Source organism: Streptomyces sp. NPDC015131 (assembly GCF_043079975.1).
In the GTDB taxonomy this organism is placed as follows: Bacteria; Actinomycetota; Actinomycetes; order Streptomycetales; family Streptomycetaceae; genus Streptomyces.
The window spans coordinates 281,821-296,554 of record NZ_JBIBVB010000008.1; the positions used below are offsets into that span (position 1 = coordinate 281,821).

Below are 14,734 nucleotides of genomic sequence, written 5' to 3' on the forward strand. Positions count from 1 at the left end.
GCGCGTGAACGGCCGGGCGGGGCGGGCGCCCTCGGCACTGACCGGGAGGGCGCCCTCGGCACTGGCCGGGAGGGGCGGGCCGGGCGCCGGGGGGCCGCCCGGCGCGCCGGCGGGGGCCGCCCGGCGCCCGCCGCCGGTGCCGGGACGCCGGAGAAACGTTCCGACATGGTGCGGGCCTCTTGACGGCCGCGGTGGCCTGCCGGGATTCTCGGGACACGATTTATCCGTACATGACAATCATCGTGGGAGGGTTCCCGTCCCCGGCCCGGCCGCGCGCCCGGACCGGCCGCTCCCTCCGGCCCACTCCCCCACGGTGGCCGCTCCGGCTGGAACACGGGTGATGACCTTGTCACGACGCTCGCACGGCAGGCTCACGGTGCTGGCCGTGCTCTCCCTGCTCCTCACCCTGCTGGCACCGGGCCCCGCCCCGGCGGCCACGGACGCCCGCGCCGGGTCCGGCTGGTGGGACCCGGTGGCACGCCCCGCCCCCGACTCCGAGATCGGCGTCACCGGGGAGCCCTTCAAGGGCACCGACGCCCAGGGCCGGGTGCGGGGCTTCGTCGACGCGCACGACCACATCATGTCCAACGAGGCGTTCGGCGGGCGGCTGATCTGCGGCAAGGCGTTCTCCGAACACGGCATCGCCGACGCGCTCAAGGACTGCCCGGAGCACTACCCCGACGGCTCGCTCGCGGTGTTCGACTTCATCACCAAGGGCGGTGACGGCAAGCACGATCCCGACGGCTGGCCGACCTTCGCGGACTGGCCCGCCCACGACTCGCTGACCCACCAGCAGAACTACTACGCATGGGTGGAACGCGCCTGGCGCGGCGGCCAGCGGGTGCTCGTCAACGACCTGGTGACCAACGGCGTCATCTGCTCGGTGTACTTCTTCAAGGACCGCGGCTGCGACGAGATGACCTCCATCCGCCTCCAGGCCCGCAAGACGTACGAGATGCAGGAGTACGTGGACCGGATGCACGGCGGCCCGGGCAAGGGCTGGTTCCGGATCGTCACCGGCTCCGCACAGGCCCGGCAGGTGATCGAGCAGGGCAAGATGGCCGTCGTCCTCGGGGTGGAGACCTCGGAGCCGTTCGGCTGCAAGCAGATCCTCGACGTGCCGCAGTGCGACAGGGAGGACATCGACCGGGGCCTGGACGAACTCCACGCGCTGGGCGTGCGCAGCATGTTCCTGTGCCACAAGTTCGACAACGCCCTGTGCGGCGTCCGGTTCGACTCGGGCAGCCTCGGCACGGCGATCAACGTGGGCCAGTTCCTGTCCACCGGCACCTTCTGGAAGACGGAGAAGTGCGCCGGGCCCCAGTCCGACAATCCCATCGGCCTCGCCCCGGCCGCCGGCGCGGAGAAGAAGCTCCCGCCCGGCGTCTCCGTCCCCTCCTACGCCGCCGACGCCCGGTGCAACACCCGGGGGCTCAGCTCGCTCGGCGAGTACGCGCTGCGCGGGATGATGCGGCGCGGGATGATGGTCGAGATCGACCACATGAGCGTCAAGGCCACCGGCCGGGTGCTGGACGTCCTGGAGTCCGAGTCGTACCCCGGAGTGCTCTCCTCGCACAGCTGGATGGACATGGACTGGACCGAGCGGGTCTACCGGCTCGGCGGTTTCATCGCCCAGTACATGCACGGCTCGGAGCAGTTCACCGCCGAGGCGCGCCGCACCGGGGCGCTGCGCGAGAAGTACGGCGTGGGGTACGGCTACGGCACCGACATGAACGGGGTCGGCGGCTGGCCCGGCCCGCGCGGCGCGGACGCGGCCGACCCGGTGCGCTACCCGTTCCGGACGGCCGACGGCGGCTCGGTGGTCGAGCGGCAGACGACCGGCCGCCGGACGTGGGACGTCAACACCGACGGCGCCGCCCACTACGGCCTGGTGCCGGACTGGCTGGAGGACATCCGCGTCACCGGCGGGCAGGACGTCATCGACGACCTGTTCCTCGGCGCGGAGTCCTACCTCACCACCTGGGGCGCCTCGGAGAGGCACCGGCCCGGCGCCAACCTCGCCGCCGGGGCAGCCGCCTCCGCCAGTACGTCGGAGTGGCACCCCTTCACCAGTTACGCGCCCGGCCGGGCGGTGGACGGCGACCGGTCCACCCGCTGGGCCAGCCACTGGCGCGACCCGCAGTGGCTGAGCGTCGACCTGGGCGCCACCCGCACCGTCGGCCGGGTCACCCTCGACTGGGAGCGCGCGCACGCCCGGGCGTACCGCGTCGAGGTGTCCGCCGACGGGCGGGACTGGCGGACCGTCGCGTCCGCCACCGGCGGCGACGGCGGCCTGGACACGGTGGTGTTCCCCGCCGTACCGGCCCGCCATGTGCGGGTGACGGGCCTCGAACGCGGGACCGGATGGGGCTACTCGCTGTACGAGGTCGGCGTGTACGAGCGGTGACGGCGACCGCCCGTGCGTACAGTGCCCAGCCAGTCCGGACGACGGCAGGAAGGGCATCCGCGTGACGCAGTGGGCGTACATCGGCTCGTTCACCTCCGGGGGCGGCCGCGGCATCACCGTCGCGGCCGTGGACCCGGCGACCGGGGCGCCGGCCCCGCGCACGAGCGTCCAGGCCGTGGTCAACCCCGCGTGCCTCGCCCTCGACCGCGAGGCCGGGGTGCTGTACGCGGTGGGCGACAGCAACCCGGGCGCGGTCGTGGCGCTCCGCACCGGGCCGGACGGCGGGCTCACCCCGATCGGCCCGGCGGTGGACGCGGGCGCCGCCGGGCCGGCGCACCTGTGCCTGGCCGGCGGCCGGGTACTGACCGCCAACTACGGCGGCGGGAGCGTCAGTTGCTTCACCCGGAAGCCCGACGGGGGCCTGGCCGGCCCGCCCGCCGTGACGGCCCACCACGGCGCAGGCCCCGACCCGGACCGGCAGCGCGGACCGCACGTCCACCAGGTGCTCCCGGCGCCGGCGGGCCCCTGGGTGCTGGGCCCGGACCTGGGCACCGACGCGGTACGGGTGTACGCGCCCGGCGCCCCCGGCGAGGGCCTGCGGGTGCACGGCGAGACGGTGCTGCGCGCCGGATCGGGGCCCCGGCACCTGGCCTTCCACCCGGCCGGTGAGGTGGTCTACGTCCTGCACGAGCTGGAGCCGCAGATGACGGTGTGCCGGTGGGACGCGGTGTCGGGGCGGCTGGAGCCCCTCGCGGAGGTGGCGATCGGCCCCGAGGGCGCGCCGGAGGGCGAGCGGGTGTACCCGTCGGTGGTGTGCGTCTCGCCGGACGGCCGCTTCGTCCGCGCCGCGGTGCGCGGCAGCAACCGGATCCTCACGTACGCGCTGGCCGGCGGCGCCGAGAAGCCGCTGCTGACGAGCTGGGTCGACTGCGGCGGCGTCTGGCCGCGCGACCTGGCCCAGGGCCCCGGCGGCCGCCTGTACGTCGCCAACGAGTGGTCCGGCGACATCACCTGGTTCGACGCCGACGACGAGAGCGGCCGCCTCACCCCGGCCGGGGCGCTACGGGTACCGGCCGCTGCGTGCGTGCTCTTCACCTGAGCGCGGCGCGCGGAGGGCCGGTGGCACCGCGCGGTAGCAACCGGGGCCGGGCGTGCGGTGGTTATCCGGGGCCGGAACCGCCGGAGGGTGTCCCCTCGCCGGAGGGGCCCAGGCGCGGGAGGAAGCGGTCACCGTCGAGGGACCGCAGGGCCCTCGCCATCGTGCGCACGTGGATCTCGCTCTCCCGGCGGTCGAACATCGTGGTCAGCGCGTCCCGCAGCGCCCGCGCCTCGCTCACCAGCGCCTGTGCGGCCCTGAGCGCCGTGTACGTTCCGGTCGTCCGCGTCGGATTGACGCTGTGGAGGCGTTTCAGGACGGCGAGGTAGGCGTCGACGACCTGGCTCTCCGCCTCGGTGAGGGCCGGGATCCCCGACTCCTGCGGCGACATCACGAGGCCAGGTGACTGTTGCGCGGCGTCACGACCTGGTCCACGATTCCGTACTCCAGCGCCTGTTGGGCGGTGAGGATCTTGTCGCGCTCGATGTCGTCGCGGATCTTCTCGATCGGCTGGGTGGAGTGCTTGGCCAGCATCTCCTCCAGTTGGCTGCGCATGCGCAGGATCTCGTTGGCCGCGATCTCCAGGTCGGAGAGCTGCTCACGGCCGGTGCCGCCGGACGGCTGGTGGATCAGCACGCGCGCGTGGGGCAGGGCCATCCGCTTGCCGGGGGTACCGGCGGCGAGCAGCACGGCCGCGGCGGACGCCGCCTGACCGATGCAGACCGTCTGGATGTCCGGCTTCACGAACTGCATCGTGTCGTAGATGGCCGTCAGCGCGGTGAAGGAACCACCGGGGCTGTTGATGTAGATCGAGATGTCCCGGTCCGGGTCGGCGCCTTCGAGGCACATCAGCTGGGCCATGACGTCGTTGGCCGAGGTGTCGTCGATCTCCACGGCGAGGAAGATGATGCGCTCCTCGAAGAGCTTCGCGTACGGGTCGTACTCGCGCACACCCTGCGCAGTGCGCTCCGTGAAATGCGGAACCACGTAGCGCGCGCCCGCGGCCCGGTCCGTGCGTCCATCAAAGTCAGGGAAGTTCCGGGAAGTCACCGTGTCGTCCTATCGATAGAGAGGTCGCTTCGCAGAGCTGGACGTATCCGAGCGCTGCTCGGGCACATGATCAAAATGTACAGGACGTACAGAACGTAGAATCAGCAGCATGGCTTATGAGATTCCGGTGACGCAAGCCCGCGCGGAGCTGGCGGAACTGATCAACCGCGTGGTGTACGGCGGGGAGCAGGTGGTCCTGACCCGCCACGGCAAGCCGCTCGTCGCCCTCGTGGCAGCTGCGGAGTTGGAACGACTGGAGTCCGCCGCGAAGGAGGCGGAGGGCTCGTCGGAGCGGGTCGTCGGCACCGTGTCGTTCGTCTCGGACGTCCCGTCCTCCATCAGCGAACCGGGCCAACTGGGCCTCACCGCCGAGTACGGCGCCCCGCAAGGCCCTTACGGCCCCTGACGCACGGGCCGTTGTCGCGCCGGCCGCGGCCGCACTTCGAACTACGGGGAGGCATCGCGATGAGCCAGTACTTCACCGTGGGCGACCGGACCCTGTGGAACCCGTCCAACGGGGCCTCCCGGATGTTCATCCGGCAGGTGGCGGTCTTCGAGGCGGAGCTAGGACTCCCCTCAGGCCTCGGGCCGATGACGGACGACGAGTGCCAGATCGATCCTCGTGCCTTCGAGACCTTCGTGCACGCCTTGCTGGCACATCACCGAAGAACGAGCCACGCCGTCCTGCTGGCCCTCTCCGAAGGGTTCACAGCGACCGTGCTCGTTCTGGCGGAGCGTGCGGGAATCACCGTGGACAGGGCTCAGTTCGGTGCCACCCCGGACGGCCCGCTCCGCGACGTGCAGGTCTCGGCCACCGTCGGAATGTCCGCTTCAGCGGAAGGCGGAGCCTGGTGGTCGACGCTCCGCGCCAGGGCGGCGGAGCTGAGCCGGGGCATGCCGGACTGACTGGCCCGGCCGAAGCGTCGCCGAGCCCCCGCCGGGCGGCGGGGGCTCGGGGCGGGGTCAGTGCGCCGGGGCGGCCGGGGGGATCGAGGCCTTGGACTGCACGGTGTCGACCGTGTGGAGGGTCTCGTCCAGGACGTGCTGGCCGAGGCGGCCGTCGACGCCGACGTGGATCTTGTCGACGATGCCTTCGTTGAGCGATGCGGCGTGGGCGGCCCCGGTGGGCGTGAGGGCGGCGCCTGCGAGGGCGAGGAGCGTGAGGGCGCGCTGGGCGGCGGTGGGTGACATGACCGGCCAACGACCCCGCGCCGCGGGCGGTCACGGCGCCGGTCGCCCGTCCGGGTGGTTGCCGGGGCGCCGCCGGGCGGGGCGGGTGGCTCAGTCGCCCGCGCGGTCCAGTTCCTCGTCGAGGGCGAGCGCCGCCATGATGAGCGCGACATGGGTGAACGCCTGCGGGAAGTTGCCCAGTTGCTCGCCGGTGGGGCCGATCTCCTCGGCGAACAGGCCGACATGGTTCGCGTAGGTCAGCATCTTGTCGAAGGCGTAGCGGGCCATCCCGAGCCGGCCGGCGCGGGCGAGGGCGCCGGCGTACAGGAAGCTGCACAGGGAGAAGGTGCCCTCGTCGCCGCGGAGTCCGTCGGGCGAGGCGCGCGGGTCGTAGCGGTGCACCAGGCTGTCGGAGACGAGGTCGGCCTCCATGGCGTCCAGGGTGGAGAGCCAGCGCCGGTCCTTCGGGGAGAGGAAGCCGACGACCGGCATCAGCAGGAGGGACGCGTCGAGGACGTCGCCGTCGTAGTGCTGGACGAACGCCTGGCGGCGCTCGCTCCAGCCGCGCCGCATGACCTGCTCGAAGACGGCGTCGCGGGCAGCGGTCCAGCCGGCGGTGTCGGCGGGGCGGGCGAGGTCGCGGGCCAGCCGGATGCCGCGGTCGAAGGCGGTCCAGCACATCAGGCGGCTGAAGGTGAAGTCGCGCCGGCCGCCGCGGGTCTCCCAGATGCCCTCGTCGGGCCGGTCCCAGGTGCGGGCCAGCCAGTCGAGCAGGGCGCTGAGGTTGCGCCAGCCGTCGTAGCCGGCGAGCTGGGCGGCGTCGTGGGAGTGGGCGAGGGCGTAGGCGACCTCGCCGTAGATGTCGAGCTGGAGCTGGCCGGCCGCGTCGTTGCCGATCCGGACGGGCGCGGAGCCCCGGTAGCCCTCCAGGTGGCCGAGGACCTCCTCGGCGAGGTGCGGGTCGCCGTCGACCCGGTACATGATCTGCAGCGGCTCGCCGGTGACCGTGGCGCCGGTGGCGACCCGGGCGCCGAGCCAGCGCCGGAAGGCGTCCGCCTCCTCCTCGTACCCGAGGTCCAGCAGGGCCCGTACGGACAGGGAGGCGTCGCGCACCCAGGTGTAGCGGTAGTCCCAGTTGCGTTCGCCGCCGGGGCGTTCGGGGAGGCCGGTGGTGACGGCGGCGACGGGCGCGCCGGTGGGGGCGTACGTCATCAGTTTGAGGGTGATGGCGGAGCGGTTGACCTGCTGCTGCCAGCGGCCCCGGTAGCGGCTGCGGCGGACCCAGCGGTGCCAGTGGCCGTAGGTGGCGTCGAAGGCCCGCCGGACGTCGGCGGCGGCCGGGCGGGGGACGGCGGGCGCGTCGGCGCCGGGGACGACGGTGAGCACGGCGGCGGCGCGCTGCCCCTGGCGCAGGGTCAGCCCGGCGCGTACGTCGGTGCCGGCGGGACCGTCGGGCAGCAGGCCCGGGGGGCCGTCGCCGGTCTCCCCGCCGAGGTGGAGGAAGGCCGTCAGGTCCGGTCCGGTGAAGCGGGCCGTGCCGGTGGCGGGGTCGAGGTCGAGCCGGTGGGGCGCCCGGCCGTAGTCGAAGCGGGGGCGGCAGGACAGCCGGAAGCGGACGGTGCCGCGGGTGACACGCAGGACGCGGATGACGCGGCGCCACTCCTCGGGGGTGTCGTCACCGGCGAGCGGCATGAAGTCGACGACCTCGCCGACGCCCTCCTCGGTCAGGAAGCGGGTGACGAGGACGGCGGTGTCGGCGAGGTACAGCTGGCGGGTCGTCGCGTCGGGCGCGTCGGGGGTGATGGCGAAGTGGCCGCCCCTGTCGTGGTCGAGGAGGGCCGCGAAGAGGCTGGGCGAGTCGAAGCGGGGGGCGCAGAACCAGTCGAGCACGCCGTCCGACGAGACGAGGGCCGCCGTCCGGAGGTCGCCGATCAGGCCGTGGTCGGCGACGGGTGGGTAGCGGCGCATGGCGTCCCCTTCGCGAACTCGCCCGGGAGCCCACGCTACGTCGGCGGGTGCGCCCGCGCACGCGGGGCGGTCCGGCCCGGTGTCACCCGTCGGGCGGCGCGGGGCGTGCCCCGGGGCGCGGGGGCGTCTTGAATGGCGGTCATCAGGCGCGCCGCCCGCCGGCCGGGCGGCGGGCGTCGTCGCGCCACCGGTCGTGCCACGGCGGGCCGGGGCAGCAGGGAGGGCGCATGTCGACAGAGCGGCCACCGGCGGGCAAGACGCCCGCGAGCCCGGACTCGGCACGGCCCAGGGGGGTGCTGCGGCGCACCGGGTCGTGGTGCGCCCGGCACAGTGTGGTCGTCATCGTCCTGTGGCTGACGGCGCTGGCGGGCCTCCAGGTGCTGGACCGGGCGTACGGGGGCGACTACTCGGACAACTTCGCGCTGCCCGGCTCCCAGTCGCAGGAGGGCCTCGACGTCCTGAAGGCCCATGAGCCGGCGGCGGGCGGCTACAGCGCCCAGGTCGTCCTGTACGACGACGCCGGGCCGCTCACCGGGGTGTCGGGGCAGATCGGCTCGGCGGTGAGCGGCCTGGAGAAGCTGCCGCACGTGCTGAGCGCGCAGAATCCGCTGCCGCCGCCGGGGACGCCGCCGCCCGCGCAGGGGGCGGCGAACGTCGGCCCGCTGTCGTCGGACGGGAAGACGGCGTACATCACCGTGCGGTTCGACGTGCAGCCGTCCACCCTCGGGGCGTCCTACCTCGACGGGGTCGACTCGGCCGTGCAGCCGCTGCGCGCGGCGGGCGTGGAGGTGGAGTACGGCGGTCCGCTGGGCGAGCTGGCGCGCCCGGAGCCGGACGACCGTACCAGCGAGGCCATCGGTTTCGGGGTGGCGATCCTGGTCCTGCTGCTGGGCTTCGGCAGTGTGCTGGCCGCGGTGATGCCGCTGGTGACGGCGCTGGTCGCGGTGGTGTGCGGGCTGGGTCTGCTGGGGCTGCTGGCGGCGGCGTTCACCTTCGCCACCGTGTCGCCGACGCTGGCGACGATGATCGGTCTGGGGGTGGGCATCGACTACGCGCTGTTCCTGATCACGCGTCACCGGCAGAACCTGATGGACGGGCGGGACCCGGGGACGGCGGCGGGGCTGGCGACGGCGACCAGCGGGCGGGCGGTGCTGGTCTCGGGCTGCACGGTGATCATCGCGCTGTCCGGGCTGTGGGTGTCGGGGATCAGCTTCATCGGGAAGCTGGGGCTGGCCGCCGCCGTCACGGTGGTGACGGCCGTGCTGGGCGCGCTGACCCTGGTGCCGGCGATGCTGGGGCTGGTGGGCCGGCACATCGACCGGCTGCGGGTGCGGCGGCCCATCGCGGAGACGGAGGCGGCCCCCGGCGAGACGGCGCAGGGCACCTGGCACCGGTACGCCCAGCGGGTGGAGCGCCGCCCGTGGTGGTTCCTGGCCTCCGGGGTCGTGGTGCTGGCGGTGCTGGCGGTCCCGCTGTTCTCGATCCAGCTCGGCCACATCGGCGACGGGGCCGACCCGAAGTCGTTCACCGACCGGCGGGCGTTCGACCTGATGTCGTCGGCCTTCGGACCGGGGTCGAACGGGCCGCTGACGCTGGTGATCGACCAGAGCGGCGTCCCGGAGGCGGACCGTGCGTCGCTGGCGTCGAAGGCGCAGAGCGCCCTGGCCGACGTGCCCGACGCGGCGGTGGTCACCCCGCTGAAGCCGACGTCCGACGGCGACGTGCTGATCGGCACGGCCTACTCCGTCGCCGCCCCGCAGGACGAGAGGACCACAGACCTCACCAACCACCTGGTGGACGACGTCCTGCCGCAGGCGGTGTCCGGGACGGACGCGACGACGTATGTGACGGGCACGACCGCGGCCCAGGTGGACTTCCTCGACATCGTCTCCAGCCGGCTGCCGCTGATCATCGCGGTGGTCGTCGGGCTGGCCTTCCTGGTCATCCTGATCGTCTTCCGGGGCGTGCTCGTCGCGGTGAAGGCCGCCGTGCTCAACGTGCTGTCGATCGCCGCCTCGTACGGCGTGGTGGTGGCGGTGTTCCAGTGGGGCTGGGGCGGGCCGGCGCTGGGAGTGTCGGGCGACGTGCCGATCGAGAGCTACGTCCCGATGATGATGTTCGCGATCGTCTTCGGGCTGAGCATGGACTACGAGATCTTCCTGCTGTCCCGGGTGCACGAGGCGTGGCTGCGCACGGGCGACCCCAAGGCAAGTGTGGCGCACGCCCTGGAGATCACGGCACGGGTGATCACCTGCGCGGCGCTCATCATGGTGAGCGTCTTCGCCGCCTTCATCCTCAGCGACAACATCGTGGTCAAGATGCTGGGGCTGGGCCTGGCCGCGAGTGTGCTCATCGACGCCACCGTCGTCCGCCTGCTGCTCGTACCGGCCGCGATGACCCTGCTCGGCAGGTCGGCCTGGTGGACCCCCCGGTGGCTGGACCGGCTGCTGCCGCACATCGACGCCGAGGGCGAGGGCGTCGCCAAGGAGGCGGGCGGCGGACGCGGTTGAGCCGGAAAGGGGTGGACGCGGGACGGCGGGCGATCTAGCGTGTGCGGTGACGCCCACGACGGTGGAAAGGAGGCGAGCGCCATGTACCCGTTCCGTTTCGCGCGCTCCCGTTCCGTTTCCCCGGCGTCCCTTTCCTGACCGGGAGCGCAGTTCGTTCACCGCATCCCGGAGGATCACCTTCCATGACCGCTACGGTCGTCCGCGCGCTCTCCCCGAGCGACGCGCATCTTTTCGACACCCTGCCCGACCCGCTCGGCGCCGCCGCGCGGCACGCCCGCACGGCGCACCGCCCCGACTGGAAGCGGGTGGCGCTCCGTGACGGCACCGTCGTCGCCCGGGGCGCCTGGTGGGGCGGTCCCGACGACGAGACCCCCGTCAACGTCAACTGGTTCGACGTGGCCGAGGGCGAGGAGGAGGCGGGCGCCCGGCTGCTGCTCTCCGCACCGCACCAGGTGGAACTGGAGCTGGACCTGCCCGCCGGGTGGCGCGACGACCCGGCCGCCCGCGCCGCCGGCGAGACCCGGTTGCGGGCGGCCCGGGCGGCGGGCTACGAGCTGCTGGTGGAGCGGTTCATGTACCGCTGGACGCCCGAGCTGGGGCTGCCCGAGCGGCCCGGGCGGCTGACGTTCGCCGCGGAGCCGGACGACGCCGTGTTCTTCGACGCGCTGCGCAGGATCCACTCGGCGACGCTGGACGCCCACGCGCTGCGCGCCATCGAGGAGGGCGGGCTCGACCAGGCGGCCCAGGAGGAGATGGACTTCTTCCACTGGTGCCCCTCGCCGCGCGCGTGGTGGCAGGTGGCGTACACCGGCGACGGCGACCTGGCGGGCATCCACATCCCGGCGCACAACCCGTCGGGGCCCTGTGTGGGCTACATCGGGGTGGTGCCGGAGCAGCGCGGCCGGGGCTACGCCTACGACCTGCTGGCCGAGTGCACCCACTTCCTCGCCGAGCGGGGCGCCTCCTTCATCGCGGGGGCCACCGACCAGGGCAACACACCCATGGCGGCCAACTTCACCAGGGCGGGCTACCCGGTGGTGTCGGAGCGGATCAACCTGCTGCCCGGCGCCCGGGGCTGACGCCCGGTCCGGGGGCGCGCCGGCCGTGGTGCGCCCCCGGGTGTTCCCCCGTACGGGGTGCGCGGCGGTACGACTAGTGGGCGCGGGGGGATGACCCGGCCGCCGCGCGGGCAGCGACATGGCGACCGCCGTACCGCTGTGCCGCCGCATCGGCACGCGTGGCGCCGTACGGCCCGCACACCGCCGTCGCACCCCGTGGGAACGACCATGAACAAGACGCTGCTCGCCGCCCTGGCCGCCTTCGTCACCGCGGCCGTCGCCCTGGGCGGGTACCTCGCCCTCCGGCCCGTCACCTCGTCCGGGGCGCCGCCCGGTTCGGCGGCGGCCTCGTACGATCCGGCGGAGGCGCGCGAGACGGCGCACGACGCCGACGACGTGTTCCACGGCACCGTGGTGCGCCTGTCGGGCCGGCGCACGATCGCCGAGATCCCCTCCCGGCTGTACGAGGTGCGGGTGGGCCAGGTGTTCAAGGGCCGTCTCACCGGCACGGTCACGGTGACGCAGCCGCAGGGCGACCCGGCGCTGGAGGAGGGCGGGAAGTACGTCCTGGCCACCACGTCCTGGCACAACGAGGACGACGAGCACGGGCTGCTGCCGGGCTCCCGTCCCTTCCCGGCGCCCGATCTGACCACCCCGGTGCGGAACGCCGCGACCGGGGCGGAGACGACGCTCGCCGACTACTGGCGCCGGGCGGCGGCGCCGCACGAGGGCGCCCGGCACTGAGCCCGGGCGCGGCACCCGGCCTCAGTGCCCCGGTCCGGCGCCGCGCCCCCGTCCGGCGCGAGCGCCCCGGTCCGGCGCGAGCGCCCCGGTCCGGCGCCGCGCCCCGGTTCGGCGCGAGTGCCCGGTCCGGTGCCGCGCCCCGGTTCAGCGCAGGACGGTGAGGGCGCCCGGCTGGACGCGTACCGTGACCGGCAGGGCCGCGTCGACCTCGCCGTCCGCGCCGTACGGCAGGTCCCGGTCCGCCTCGATGCGGATCTCCTTGCCGCGCAGGACCTCGACCTGCGGGCGCCGCAGGTGGGCGCCGGTCTTCAGCTCGTTCATCATCGCGAAGAACAGGCGCTTGGGCGCGTGCCGGACGATCACGACGTCGAGGAGGCCGTCGTCGACACGGGCGCCGGGCGCGATGCGGCGGCCGAAGCCGTAGTAGCCGGAGTTGGCGGCGACGACGGTGTAGCCGTGCCGCTCGGCCGGCTCCGCGCCGTCGACGGTGACGCGGAACGCGGCGGGGCGCCAGGCGGCGACGGCACGGGCGCCGCCCGCGTAGTACGAGGCGGCGCCGCGCAGGTACCGGGAGTGGTTGGCGTACCGGTTGGCGACCGCGTCGACCCCGGCGTACACGCTGCCGAGGACGGTGACGCCGTCGTGCGCGGCGGAGTCCACCCGGATGGTGTCGACGGCGGCGGGCTCCCCGTGCAGCAGGAGCTCCGCCAGGGCGGCGGGGTCGGCGGGCAGGCCCAGGGCGCGGGCGAAGTCGTTGCCGCGGCCGGAGGGCACCAGGCCGAGGACGGCGCCGGTGCCGCTGAGCACCCCGCCGACCGCGCCGGCCATGCCGTCCCCGCCGACGGCGAGCACGGTGCGCCCCTCGGCCGCGGCCTGCCGGGCCAGTTCGCGGGCGTGGTCGAGACTGCGGCTGTAGCGGGTCTCCAGCCCGGCCCCGGCCTCCCGCAGGAGCCGGGCCACGGGCAGCAGGGCCGCCGTGCCGCTGGAACTCCCCGCGGCCGGGTTGACCACGGCGGTGAACTGTCGCATGTGCGCGCCTCCGTAGGGCAGGGCGGTGGGTGGCCGGGCCGTCAGGGGTGACGGACGGGGACGAGGATGCCGGGGTTGAGGACGCCCGCCGGGTCGACCTCCGCCTTGACGGCCTGGAGGACGCGGACGCCGAGGGGGCCGGCCTCGCGTGCGTACCAGTCGCGGTGGTCGGTGCCCACGCCGTGGTGGTGGCTGATGGTGCCGCCGGCGGCGAGGATCGCCTCGTTGGCGGCGTGCTTGGCGGGGGCCCAGTGGGCGACGGGGTCCTTGCCCTGGGCGGAGACCACGGTGAAGTAGAGGGAGGCGCCGTTCTCGTACACGTGGGAGATGTGGCACATCACCAGCGGGGGCGTGCCGGCCTCGGTGAGGGCGGTGGTGAGCGCCTGGCGCACGTCCTGGTAGAGCGCGGGGATCGCGGACCAGAAGGCGGCGGTCTCCAGGGTCTCGGCGAAGGCGCCGGCGTCGAGGAGGGCGTCGCGCAGGTAGGGGGCGTTGTAGCGGCCGTGGGCCCAGCGGTCGCCCGGCTCGCGGCCGGCGTACTCGCCGCCCGCGGCGAGGAGGGCCTCGTGGACGCCGGCCCGGCACGCCTCGTTGGCGGCGGCGGTGCCCTCGTAGCCGACGACGGCCAGGCAGCCGGACGTTCCGCCGGCGTCGGCGCTGCCGATGCGGTCGGGCTGGGCGAGGCCGATGAAGGTCTCGGTCTCGTCGGAGAGCCGCAGCACGGTGGGGCGCGGGCCGTCCTGGGCGATGCGGCGCAGGGCGGCGGCCCCGGCCTCGAAGGAGGCGAACCGCCAGCCCTCGTAGTGGCGTTCCCGGGGCAGCGGGCGGATCCGGACGGTGACGGCGGTGATCACGCCGAAGGCGCCCTCGGAGCCGAGGACGAGCTGGCGGAGGTCGGGGCCGGCGGCGGAGCGGGGGGCGCGGCCGGCCTCCCAGGTGCCCTCGGGGGTGGCGACGGTGGTGCCGAGCACCATCTCGTCGAAGCGGCCGTAGCCCGCGGACGCCTGGCCGCTGGAGCGGGCGGCGGCGAAACCGCCGACGGTGGCCCACTCGAAGGACTGGGGGAAGTGGCCGAGGGTGTAGCCGCGCGCGTTGAGCAGGGCCTCGGCGGCCGGGGCCCGCAGGCCGGGCTGGAGGGTCGCGGTGCGGGAGACCTCGTCCAGGTCGAGCAGGGCGTCCATCCGGCGCAGGTCGAGCGCGACGAAGACGGTCCGCTCGGGGGCGAGGCCGCCGACGACGGAGGTGCCGCCGCCGAACGGGACGGCGCCGACCTGGTGTTCGGCGCACACCCGCAGGACGGCGAGGACCTCGTCGTGGCTCGCCGGGAGCAGGACGGCCGCGGGGATGTCGTCGACCTCACCGGCGCGGATGCGCAGCAGGTCGGGGGTGGACTTGCCGCGGGTGTGGCGGACGCGGGTCTCCGCGTCGGTGACCAGGGCGCCGGGGTCGGCGAGGGCGCCGGCGAGGGCGCGGTGCGCCTCGGGGGCGAGCGGGGACTCGGGGACCTCGATGTCGTCCAGGGCGGCGGGGCCCCCGGCGCGCGGGGTGACGCCGAGCAGGTCGCGCAGCAGGCCGGTCACGGACTCGGGCAGGGGCGCCGCCTTGGCCGGGTCGCCCCAGCCGCTCCACAACATGTCCACGGGATCGGTTTCCTCACCGTCGGTTCGGGATCGTGGCGTGCTCGCCGGCCCGCCTGGCGGTA

The 14,734-nt window shown here is 74.4% G+C and carries 13 protein-coding genes; 7 read left to right on the plus strand and 6 right to left on the minus strand.

The window, feature by feature from the left end:
• Positions 1-340: 340 nt before the first annotated feature.
• The gene (locus ACF08D_RS29130; RefSeq protein WP_392226826.1) at positions 341-2,407 is read left to right on the plus strand and encodes a discoidin domain-containing protein; all 2,067 of its coding nucleotides are present in this window, start codon (positions 341-343) and stop codon (positions 2,405-2,407) included.
• Positions 2,408-2,468: 61 nt separating this feature from the next.
• On the plus strand, positions 2,469-3,506 hold the full coding sequence (locus ACF08D_RS29135) for a lactonase family protein (protein ID WP_392226828.1): 1,038 nt from the start codon (positions 2,469-2,471) through the stop codon (positions 3,504-3,506).
• 61 nt (positions 3,507-3,567) lie between these two features.
• On the opposite strand, the gene ACF08D_RS29140 is transcribed toward ACF08D_RS29135, so the two are convergent.
• Both ACF08D_RS29140 and ACF08D_RS29145 read right to left on the minus strand, forming a co-directional pair.
• Positions 3,568-3,894 (minus strand): hypothetical protein, encoded by a 327-nt coding sequence (locus ACF08D_RS29140; RefSeq protein WP_392227100.1) that lies wholly within the window; start codon positions 3,892-3,894, stop codon positions 3,568-3,570.
• A complete protein-coding gene (locus ACF08D_RS29145) occupies positions 3,894-4,553 on the minus strand; it encodes an ATP-dependent Clp protease proteolytic subunit (protein WP_392226830.1) in 660 nt (219 codons plus the stop codon). The genes ACF08D_RS29140 and ACF08D_RS29145 overlap by 1 nt, the downstream gene beginning before the upstream one ends.
• A 109-nt stretch (positions 4,554-4,662) precedes the next feature.
• Between ACF08D_RS29145 and ACF08D_RS29150 the strand changes: the two genes are divergently transcribed.
• Together ACF08D_RS29150 and ACF08D_RS29155 are read left to right on the plus strand one after the other, a co-directional pair.
• On the plus strand, positions 4,663-4,959 hold the full coding sequence (locus tag ACF08D_RS29150; protein ID WP_392226832.1) for a type II toxin-antitoxin system Phd/YefM family antitoxin: 297 nt from the start codon (positions 4,663-4,665) through the stop codon (positions 4,957-4,959).
• A 59-nt stretch (positions 4,960-5,018) separates the two neighbouring features.
• Positions 5,019-5,459: a DUF6086 family protein gene (locus tag ACF08D_RS29155; protein ID WP_392226834.1), complete on the plus strand. Its 441-nt coding sequence runs from the start codon at positions 5,019-5,021 to the stop codon at positions 5,457-5,459.
• Positions 5,460-5,516: 57 nt separating this feature from the next.
• Here the strand turns inward: ACF08D_RS29155 and ACF08D_RS29160 are convergent, their stop codons facing one another.
• Both ACF08D_RS29160 and ACF08D_RS29165 read right to left on the minus strand, forming a co-directional pair.
• Positions 5,517-5,744, minus strand: coding sequence for a hypothetical protein (locus ACF08D_RS29160; protein ID WP_392226836.1), 228 nt, complete (start codon positions 5,742-5,744; stop codon positions 5,517-5,519).
• 90 nt (positions 5,745-5,834) lie between these two features.
• Positions 5,835-7,691, minus strand: a complete 1,857-nt coding sequence (locus ACF08D_RS29165; RefSeq protein ID WP_392226838.1) for a glycoside hydrolase family 15 protein — start codon at positions 7,689-7,691, stop codon at positions 5,835-5,837.
• A 227-nt stretch (positions 7,692-7,918) separates the two neighbouring features.
• Between ACF08D_RS29165 and ACF08D_RS29170 the strand changes: the two genes are divergently transcribed.
• From ACF08D_RS29170 to ACF08D_RS29180, 3 genes are all read left to right on the plus strand, one after another.
• Positions 7,919-10,201, plus strand: a complete 2,283-nt coding sequence (locus ACF08D_RS29170) for an MMPL family transporter (RefSeq protein ID WP_392226840.1) — start codon at positions 7,919-7,921, stop codon at positions 10,199-10,201.
• A 182-nt stretch (positions 10,202-10,383) separates the two neighbouring features.
• On the plus strand, positions 10,384-11,280 hold the full coding sequence (locus ACF08D_RS29175; RefSeq protein ID WP_392226842.1) for a GNAT family N-acetyltransferase: 897 nt from the start codon (positions 10,384-10,386) through the stop codon (positions 11,278-11,280).
• Between the two features lie 207 nt (positions 11,281-11,487).
• Positions 11,488-12,003 (plus strand): hypothetical protein, encoded by a 516-nt coding sequence (locus ACF08D_RS29180; RefSeq protein ID WP_392226844.1) that lies wholly within the window; start codon positions 11,488-11,490, stop codon positions 12,001-12,003.
• 144 nt (positions 12,004-12,147) lie between these two features.
• Here ACF08D_RS29180 and ACF08D_RS29185 read toward each other — a convergent pair whose 3' ends face one another.
• Positions 12,148-13,032: a diacylglycerol/lipid kinase family protein gene (locus tag ACF08D_RS29185; RefSeq protein WP_392226845.1), complete on the minus strand. Its 885-nt coding sequence runs from the start codon at positions 13,030-13,032 to the stop codon at positions 12,148-12,150.
• Positions 13,033-13,073: 41 nt separating this feature from the next.
• The gene (locus tag ACF08D_RS29190; RefSeq protein WP_392226847.1) at positions 13,074-14,672 is read right to left on the minus strand and encodes an FAD-binding oxidoreductase; all 1,599 of its coding nucleotides are present in this window, start codon (positions 14,670-14,672) and stop codon (positions 13,074-13,076) included.
• Positions 14,673-14,734 lie beyond the last annotated feature (62 nt).

Coding starts and splice junctions, on each gene's coding strand:
- ACF08D_RS29130 (WP_392226826.1), top strand. CDS start 341: ATGACCTTGTCACGACGCTCGCACGGCAGGCTCACGGTGCTGGCCGTG.
- ACF08D_RS29140 (WP_392227100.1), bottom strand. CDS start 3,894: ATGTCGCCGCAGGAGTCGGGGATCCCGGCCCTCACCGAGGCGGAGAGC.
- ACF08D_RS29150 (WP_392226832.1), top strand. CDS start 4,663: ATGGCTTATGAGATTCCGGTGACGCAAGCCCGCGCGGAGCTGGCGGAA.
- ACF08D_RS29155 (WP_392226834.1), top strand. CDS start 5,019: ATGAGCCAGTACTTCACCGTGGGCGACCGGACCCTGTGGAACCCGTCC.
- ACF08D_RS29160 (WP_392226836.1), bottom strand. CDS start 5,744: ATGTCACCCACCGCCGCCCAGCGCGCCCTCACGCTCCTCGCCCTCGCA.
- ACF08D_RS29165 (WP_392226838.1), bottom strand. CDS start 7,691: ATGCGCCGCTACCCACCCGTCGCCGACCACGGCCTGATCGGCGACCTC.
- ACF08D_RS29170 (WP_392226840.1), top strand. CDS start 7,919: ATGTCGACAGAGCGGCCACCGGCGGGCAAGACGCCCGCGAGCCCGGAC.
- ACF08D_RS29175 (WP_392226842.1), top strand. CDS start 10,384: ATGACCGCTACGGTCGTCCGCGCGCTCTCCCCGAGCGACGCGCATCTT.
- ACF08D_RS29180 (WP_392226844.1), top strand. CDS start 11,488: ATGAACAAGACGCTGCTCGCCGCCCTGGCCGCCTTCGTCACCGCGGCC.
- ACF08D_RS29185 (WP_392226845.1), bottom strand. CDS start 13,032: ATGCGACAGTTCACCGCCGTGGTCAACCCGGCCGCGGGGAGTTCCAGC.